The following is a 6,121-nucleotide window of genomic DNA, read 5'->3' as shown; positions in this document are numbered from 1 at the left end:
ATGACGCGCTCGCAGCCATCGAGGCCATGGTTCTGGCGGATCTCGTCGAGGTTGTCGACGGCGATGGCCACCAGGGCGAACTCGCGTTGCTCACGGCTGGAGAGGTCGGCCTCGCGGCAAAGCTGCTCTTCGAAGTGGGCGCGGTGATAGAGACCGGACAACGCGTCGCGCACCTGGCTGCCTTCGACGTCGCGGCGGAGCGTTTCGTTGGTTTTCTGCTGCTGCTCGAGTTGCGCCAGAGCGGTTTGCAGCTGGGCTTCGCGGCGGCGCGCATCGGTGACGTCCTGCCAGATGGCGACCATGCGAGCCTGGCCATCGGCCTGACCCACCACCTGGCGCCAGGCCAGGAAATCGCGGCGGGTGCCGCCGATCTCGAGCTTGTGCTCGGCCATCACGCCAGATGGCGTGGCGCGAACCTGTTGTTCGGCTGCACGCAAGGCCATGACGAGGGTGGCGTCGAAGAGCTCGGCGTCTTGCGCGCCCACCAGGTCGCGGCCTTCCAGGCCCAGCATGCGGGCGGCAGATGCGTTGGCTTGTTCGTAGCGACCGCTGGCCAGGTCCTTGACCGTCACGGCCACAGAGAAATGGTCGAGCGAATTCAGAACGGCGCCTTGCAGCGCAGCAACGTCAAGCAAGCCTGGAGCGAGGGATTCGGCCATGGTCATTGGAATTGTGTCATCGGCTTGAGCGCCAGGCGCCCCTGACGTGGAGGAACTGCCACGTCAATGTTCGCCGAATTTGCGCAGCGTGACTGTCCTTCAAACGAGGGATCGGTCCTGTATTTCCCTGCCATGCAGGACATATGTCACACATTTCTGGCAGGAAACCACGAAGCAGCCATGCGGGACAATACGCGCTTTCCCACATCTGCGGCGTCCCCGAAGTCGCCACAGTTTGCCAGCATGTCACACATCGCGTTGCTCGGATGCGGCCTGATGGGCCAGCCCATGGCCCGCCGCCTGCTTGCCGCCGGCCACCGCCTCAGCGCCTGGAACCGAACCCGAGCCAAGGCCGAGGCCCTGTTGCCCGATGGTGCCACGGTGGCGTCATCGCCAGCCGAGGCGGTCGCCCAAGCGGACATCGTCATCGCCATGCTTCAGGACGGCGATGCGGTGCGCGAGGTGCTGTTCGATGCGGGCCCTAGCTCAGCCATCCACACGATGCGCTCGGGCACTTTGTTCATCGACATGGGCTCGATCCTGCCCGAGCAGGCCCGCGATCACGCTGACCGCCTGAGCGCGTCAGGCGTCGACGCCCTGGATGCCCCCGTGTCGGGCGGCACGCTGGGCGCCGAAGCCGGCACGCTGGCGATCATGGTTGGCGGCCCCGCCGAAGCGTTCGAGCGCGCACGCAAGGTGCTGGCGGTGTTGGGGCGGCCAGTGCACGTCGGGCCCACCGGCTCGGGTCAATTGACCAAGCTCGCCAATCAAATGATCGTGGGCATCACCATCGGCGCGGTGGCGGAGGCGCTGCTGCTGGCCGAACGGGGCGGCGCCGACCCCGCCAAGGTGCGGGAAGCCTTGCGCGGGGGCTTCGCTGAAAGCCGCATCCTCGAGGTGCACGGCCAGCGCATGGTCGAGGGCGACTTCGCCAAGCGCGGCTCGCTGGCCATCCAGCTCAAAGACCTGCGCAATGCGATGCACACCGCCGCAGGCATGCAGATGGACGCCCCCATCACCGCCGCCCTCACCAGCTTGTACGCACAGGCGGCCGATCACGGCTTCGCCGACCTCGACCAGTCGGGGCTGTTCTGCGAGCTCAAGCGGCGTCAAAGCCCTCACGGGCGCTGACGCGTTCTCGCAAGCGCAACCTCAGGCCCACGGGCACCATGGTCAGGGCCATGTGCTCTTGGGGCGGCAGGCCGTCCGGTGTGTCGATGCCAACGAGGTCGAAGTGCTTGAGGATCATCGCCGCAGCAAGCTTGATCTCCAGCAAGGCCAGGAAGCGTCCGGGGCAGATGCGAGGCCCGCTGCCGAAAGGCATGGACACCCGCTTGGCGTTGGCCGGCGCCAGCTCGGTGTGCTCGGTGAACCAGCGCTCCGGCATGAAGCTGGCGGCCTGGGGAAAGATGTCGTCACGCAGGGTGTCGTGACGCATCAGCAGCAGCACGGGGGTGCGAGCCCGGATGGCGACATCGCCGACCACCGTGTCCTTGAGCGCCTCAACCACGTTGAACGGCCCCACCGGCTTGAGGCGCATGCTTTCGTGGATGCACGCCTCGAGCCAGGTCAGGCGACCGAGGTCTTCGGCCTCCCAGTCGCCCAGTTCACCCAGTTCGCGATCGACTTCGGCGCGTGCACGCGCCAGCGCCGTCGGGTGACGCCACAGCAGGTCAAGCATCCACGACAGGCTGGTGGCGGTGGTGTCCTCGCCGGCCAGCAGCATGGTGAACACGTTGCCGGCCACGTCTTCGTCGGTCATGCCGCTATCGGGCTCGTCGGCGGCAACGATCATCGCCTCCAGCAGGTTGGGCGGCGAGGCACGCCGTGATGGGTCCTGCAGGCGCACCCGGCCTTCGTCGATGAACCGGCGGATCGCGGCATTGACCACGCGCATGCTGTCGTCGAGTGCACGGTCAGCGGGCAGCCTGACGTGCTGCCAATATGGGAAGACCGCGTGCGCACGGCGCCAGATCGCCGGGAAGATCTTGTCGAGGTGCCGCTGGATGACGTCGTCGTCCGAGCCCAGGGTGTCGACCTCGGTGCCAAAGGCCAGGCCCGCGATGGCGTCCACGGTGAAGCGCATGAGTTCGGCCTGGAGGTCCAGGCCAGGCGCCCCCTGCTGCTGCTCGCGGGCGGCCCGCTGCCAGCGTTGCTTCAAGCGGTGGGCCACCCTGAGCAAAGACGGGAAGTACGCCCTGACCTGCTGAGGCGCGAAGCTGGCCATCACCATGCGGCGCTGCCGGGACCAGGTCTCGCCCTCGGCCATGAACACGCCATCGGGGATGCCCATCTCGCGCATGATGGCCTGCATGCGCGACGGGCGACGGAAGGTGTCGGGGCGGTCCCGCAAGAGTTGGCCGATCAGCTCGGCATCGGTGACGACCAGGATCTTGAAACCACCGAGTTGCACGCGAAAGAAGGGCCCGTGTTCGTCGGCCCAATCGGCCAGGTTCTGGTGCATGCGGTGCAGGCTGACCTGGAAGACGTTGCCAACCAGAGGCCAGGGACGGGGCCCAGGCAGGTCGCGAAGGGTACGCAAGGCGGGACGCTGGAGGGAAGCGGTGCTCATGGGTAGATGGTGCCTGGCTCGCTGCGAACCGTCATTGGCAGCGGCCGCCATCCGATTGACCTCAGGTGCCAGCCCGGCCGAGCGGTGCACTACCATGCGAGCCGTGAGTGCCGATGCCGTCCCCTTGGGTTTTGCCGCCAGCTACGCGCGCCTGGTCGCCGACCACGTGCGCGCCAAGGACCTGAACGCCAGCCCGGTGCTGAGGACGCTTGGCCTGCCCGAGTCGGCCACCACCGAGCCTGAAGCTCCGTTGTGGGTGCCTGCCACCCGCCTGAGCGAAGCCCTGAACCTCGCCACCGAGTTGTGCCAGGACCCGCAAACGCCGTGGCGGATCGCCCAGCAGGTGCGGCCGGCCAACATGGGCCCGCTGGGCTACACGCTGATCAGCTGCGAGGCGTTCGAGAATGGCCTGGCCCTGTTCGAGCGCCTGCAAAGCCTGGTCTGCACTCAGTTGCGGTCGGTGCACCGCATCCAGGGAGACCGCCTGGTCAGCCAGCTCGACACCCTGGGCGAAGTGCCGAGGGACACCGCCCTGTGGGTGTTCGCGATGGCCTCGCGCATGGCTTTTGCGCGCTGGGTGTCGGGGCGGCACCTGGTGCTCGACGGCGTCTGGCTGCCCTGCCCTGCACCGGCTGACGTCGGTCCGCTGCAGGCCTGGTATGGCTGCCCGATGCACTTCGATGCGCCGATGGCCAGCGAGCAGGCGCCGCTGGCCTGGTTGAACCTGCCCAACCCCCACGCCGACCCGCAGCTGCACCGCTTGATGAGCGCGGTCACCAACCAGCAGTGGGCCAGGCTCGGGCAGGACGGCAGCAGGCTGGCCAGCGTGCTGCGCCAGCACATCGCCCACCGCTTGCAATCGGGGCAGCTGCCCAGGCTCGAAGACGTGGCGCCCGAGATCGAAGCCGACCTGGGCTTTTCACCCAGGCAGCTGCAGCGCAGGCTGGCCGATCAATCCCTGAGTTTCAAGGAGCTCGTGGAGGGCGTGAGGCGTGACCAGGTGCTGCACGAGTTGCGCCACACCGGCTTGCCAATCAGCGAGGTCGCGCTGCGGGCCGCTTACGCCGAGCAGAGCTCCATGCACCGCGCCGTCAGGCGCTGGACGGGCCTCACGCCGCTGGCGGTGCGCCAGGGGCTGTCACCACACACGCAGCCAGGCCCAGGCGCCATCAGTCCTTGAACGTCGGCGTCTGCTTGGCCATCGAGGCCATCATGGCCGCCATCAGGTCTTGCGACATCAGCATGGCGGCGTTCCAGCTGGCCATGTACTGCAGGCCATCGGCGACGCTGTGGTCGCGCGTGTGGTTGAGGATTTCCTTGGTGCCACGGATGGACAGAGGCGACTTGGCCGCGATCTGCAGGGCCAGCTCGTGCACGCCGGCATGCAGCGCCTCGCGCGACTCGTACACGCGGTTGACCAGCCCGATGCGCAGGGCCTCTTCGGCGTCGACCTTGCGACCGGTGTAGGCCAGCTCGCGCACCAGGCCCTGGCTGCCGATGATCTTGGGCAGGCGCTGCAAGGTGCCGACGTCGGCCACCATGCCGATGTCGATTTCCTTGATGGTGAAGTAGGCGTCGGCCGAGCAGTAGCGCATGTCAGCGCAACTGATCAGGTCGACCCCGCCACCGACGCAACCCGAGTGGATGGCGGCCAGCACCGGCTTGCGGCAGCGCTCCAGGCTGGTCAGCGTGTCTTGCAGCTCAAGGATCAGCTCGCGAAGCTTCTCGCGCATGCGGCCATCGCAGTCGTCCTTGATCTGCGATTGCAGGCCCATCATCATCGTCAGGTCGATGCCGGAGGTGAAGTGCTTGCCTTCGCCTTGCAGCACCACGGCGCGCACCTCGCTCGTGCGGTCGGCCCACTGCATGGCCGAGCGGATGTCCTGCCACACCTGCCAGTTCATGGCGTTGGCCTTCTCGGGCCGGTTGAGCGAAACGGTGGCGACCTTGTCGGCCAGGGTCAGGCGGATGGTTTCGAGCGTAGGGGTGGCGTTGGACATGGCGGTCTCCGTGTGCCCTTGGGGGAGGGGTGTGTTGGCGTGCAATGCGACGGGGTTCAGCCCTTGTAGGCCGGCAGGAAGGCGGCCAGGCGGGCGCCCATCTCGGCGCCCAGGGCCTGCAAGCCGTTGAAGGGGCGCACCATGACTTCGAAGTCGACGATGCGTCCCTGCTCATCGAAGGCGATCATGTCGATGCCCTTGAGCGATTTGTCGCCCACCTTGGCGCTGAACTCCAGCACCACGTTCAGGCCGTCTTCGCTGGCCAGGGTGCGGTGGTAGGCAAAGTCCTGGAACACCGTCAGCACGGTGCTCAGGATCAGGTTGACGGCGGCCGCGCTCTGGTAGGGCTTGAAGGCCATGGGCGAGCGAAAGCAAGCGTCGTCGTGCAGGATGCCGGGCAGCTTCGACAGGTCGCGCGCGGCGACCATGTCGTGCCACGTTTGCAGCGAGGCCTGCACGGCAGGCTTGAGCGTGGCGGGAATCTGGGCATTCATCGGATGGGCTCCTTCGATGCGTTTCAAGGCGGCTGCTGCCACACGTCCCGGTCGCGTCACGGACGGCCTCTGGACGGTGGCAAACAGCGATTGCGGCCAGGCCGCATGGGCGCTCAGAGCGCCGCGGCCAGCTCGGTGCCTTGCTTGATCGCGCGCTTGGCGTCCAGCTCGGCAGCCACGTCGGCGCCACCGATCAGGTGCACCTTGCAGCCCTTGGCCTCCAGACCGGCCTGCAGTTCGCGGAAGGGCTCCTGGCCAGCGCACAGCACGACGTTGTCGACCGGCAGCACCATCTCCTGCGCGCCCACGGTGATGTGCAGGCCCTGGTCGTCGATCTTGCGGTAGGTGGCGCCGGCGATCATCTCGACGTTGCGGTTCTTCAGCGAGGTGCGGTGG

Annotated in this window: 6 protein-coding genes and 1 pseudogene; 2 read left to right on the top strand and 5 right to left on the bottom strand. The window is 67.3% G+C overall.

Annotation, left to right across the window (positions count from 1 at the left end; all coding sequences use genetic code 11):
* On the bottom strand, positions 1–659 hold a 659-nt coding region (locus B2W70_RS11525), incomplete at its 3' end, for a sensor domain-containing diguanylate cyclase (RefSeq protein ID WP_286745821.1).
* A 243-nt stretch (positions 660–902) separates the two neighbouring features.
* Here B2W70_RS11525 and B2W70_RS11520 point away from each other — a divergent pair.
* Complete coding sequence (locus B2W70_RS11520) at positions 903–1,790, top strand: NAD(P)-dependent oxidoreductase (RefSeq protein ID WP_286745820.1); 888 nt, start codon at positions 903–905, stop codon at positions 1,788–1,790.
* Here the strand turns inward: B2W70_RS11520 and B2W70_RS11515 are convergent.
* Complete coding sequence (locus B2W70_RS11515; protein ID WP_286745819.1) at positions 1,759–3,231, bottom strand: cytochrome P450; 1,473 nt, start codon at positions 3,229–3,231, stop codon at positions 1,759–1,761. The genes B2W70_RS11520 and B2W70_RS11515 overlap by 32 nt on opposite strands.
* Positions 3,232–3,325: 94 nt before the next feature.
* Here B2W70_RS11515 and B2W70_RS11510 point away from each other — a divergent pair, with 94 nt between their 5' ends.
* Positions 3,326–4,411, top strand: a complete 1,086-nt coding sequence (locus B2W70_RS11510; RefSeq protein WP_286745817.1) for an AraC family transcriptional regulator — start codon at positions 3,326–3,328, stop codon at positions 4,409–4,411.
* Here the strand turns inward: B2W70_RS11510 and B2W70_RS11505 are convergent.
* The 3 genes and pseudogenes from B2W70_RS11505 to B2W70_RS11495 form a co-directional block, all read right to left on the bottom strand.
* The gene (locus B2W70_RS11505; RefSeq protein ID WP_286745816.1) at positions 4,401–5,231 is read right to left on the bottom strand and encodes a crotonase/enoyl-CoA hydratase family protein; all 831 of its coding nucleotides are present in this window, start codon (positions 5,229–5,231) and stop codon (positions 4,401–4,403) included. The genes B2W70_RS11510 and B2W70_RS11505 overlap by 11 nt on opposite strands.
* 56 nt (positions 5,232–5,287) lie before the next feature.
* Positions 5,288–5,725, bottom strand: coding sequence for a nuclear transport factor 2 family protein (locus tag B2W70_RS11500; protein ID WP_286745814.1), 438 nt, complete (start codon positions 5,723–5,725; stop codon positions 5,288–5,290).
* A 113-nt stretch (positions 5,726–5,838) separates the two neighbouring features.
* Positions 5,839–6,121, bottom strand: a pseudogene (locus B2W70_RS11495) (2,4-dienoyl-CoA reductase); the annotation flags it as partial.

It is taken from the genome of Aquabacterium sp. UBA2148 (genome assembly GCF_002328915.1).
Classification (GTDB): domain Bacteria; phylum Pseudomonadota; class Gammaproteobacteria; order Burkholderiales; family Burkholderiaceae_C; genus Aquabacterium; species Aquabacterium parvum.
This window is presented reverse-complemented; position numbering and strand designations above follow the sequence as displayed.

Excerpts from the sequence above, each read along its gene's own strand:
- B2W70_RS11505 (WP_286745816.1), bottom strand. The coding sequence starts at position 5,231 with ATGTCCAACGCCACCCCTACGCTCGAAACCATCCGCCTGACCCTGGCC.
- B2W70_RS11500 (WP_286745814.1), bottom strand. The coding sequence starts at position 5,725 with ATGAATGCCCAGATTCCCGCCACGCTCAAGCCTGCCGTGCAGGCCTCG.
- B2W70_RS11510 (WP_286745817.1), top strand. The coding sequence starts at position 3,326 with ATGCGAGCCGTGAGTGCCGATGCCGTCCCCTTGGGTTTTGCCGCCAGC.
- B2W70_RS11515 (WP_286745819.1), bottom strand. The coding sequence starts at position 3,231 with ATGAGCACCGCTTCCCTCCAGCGTCCCGCCTTGCGTACCCTTCGCGAC.
- B2W70_RS11520 (WP_286745820.1), top strand. The coding sequence starts at position 903 with ATGTCACACATCGCGTTGCTCGGATGCGGCCTGATGGGCCAGCCCATG.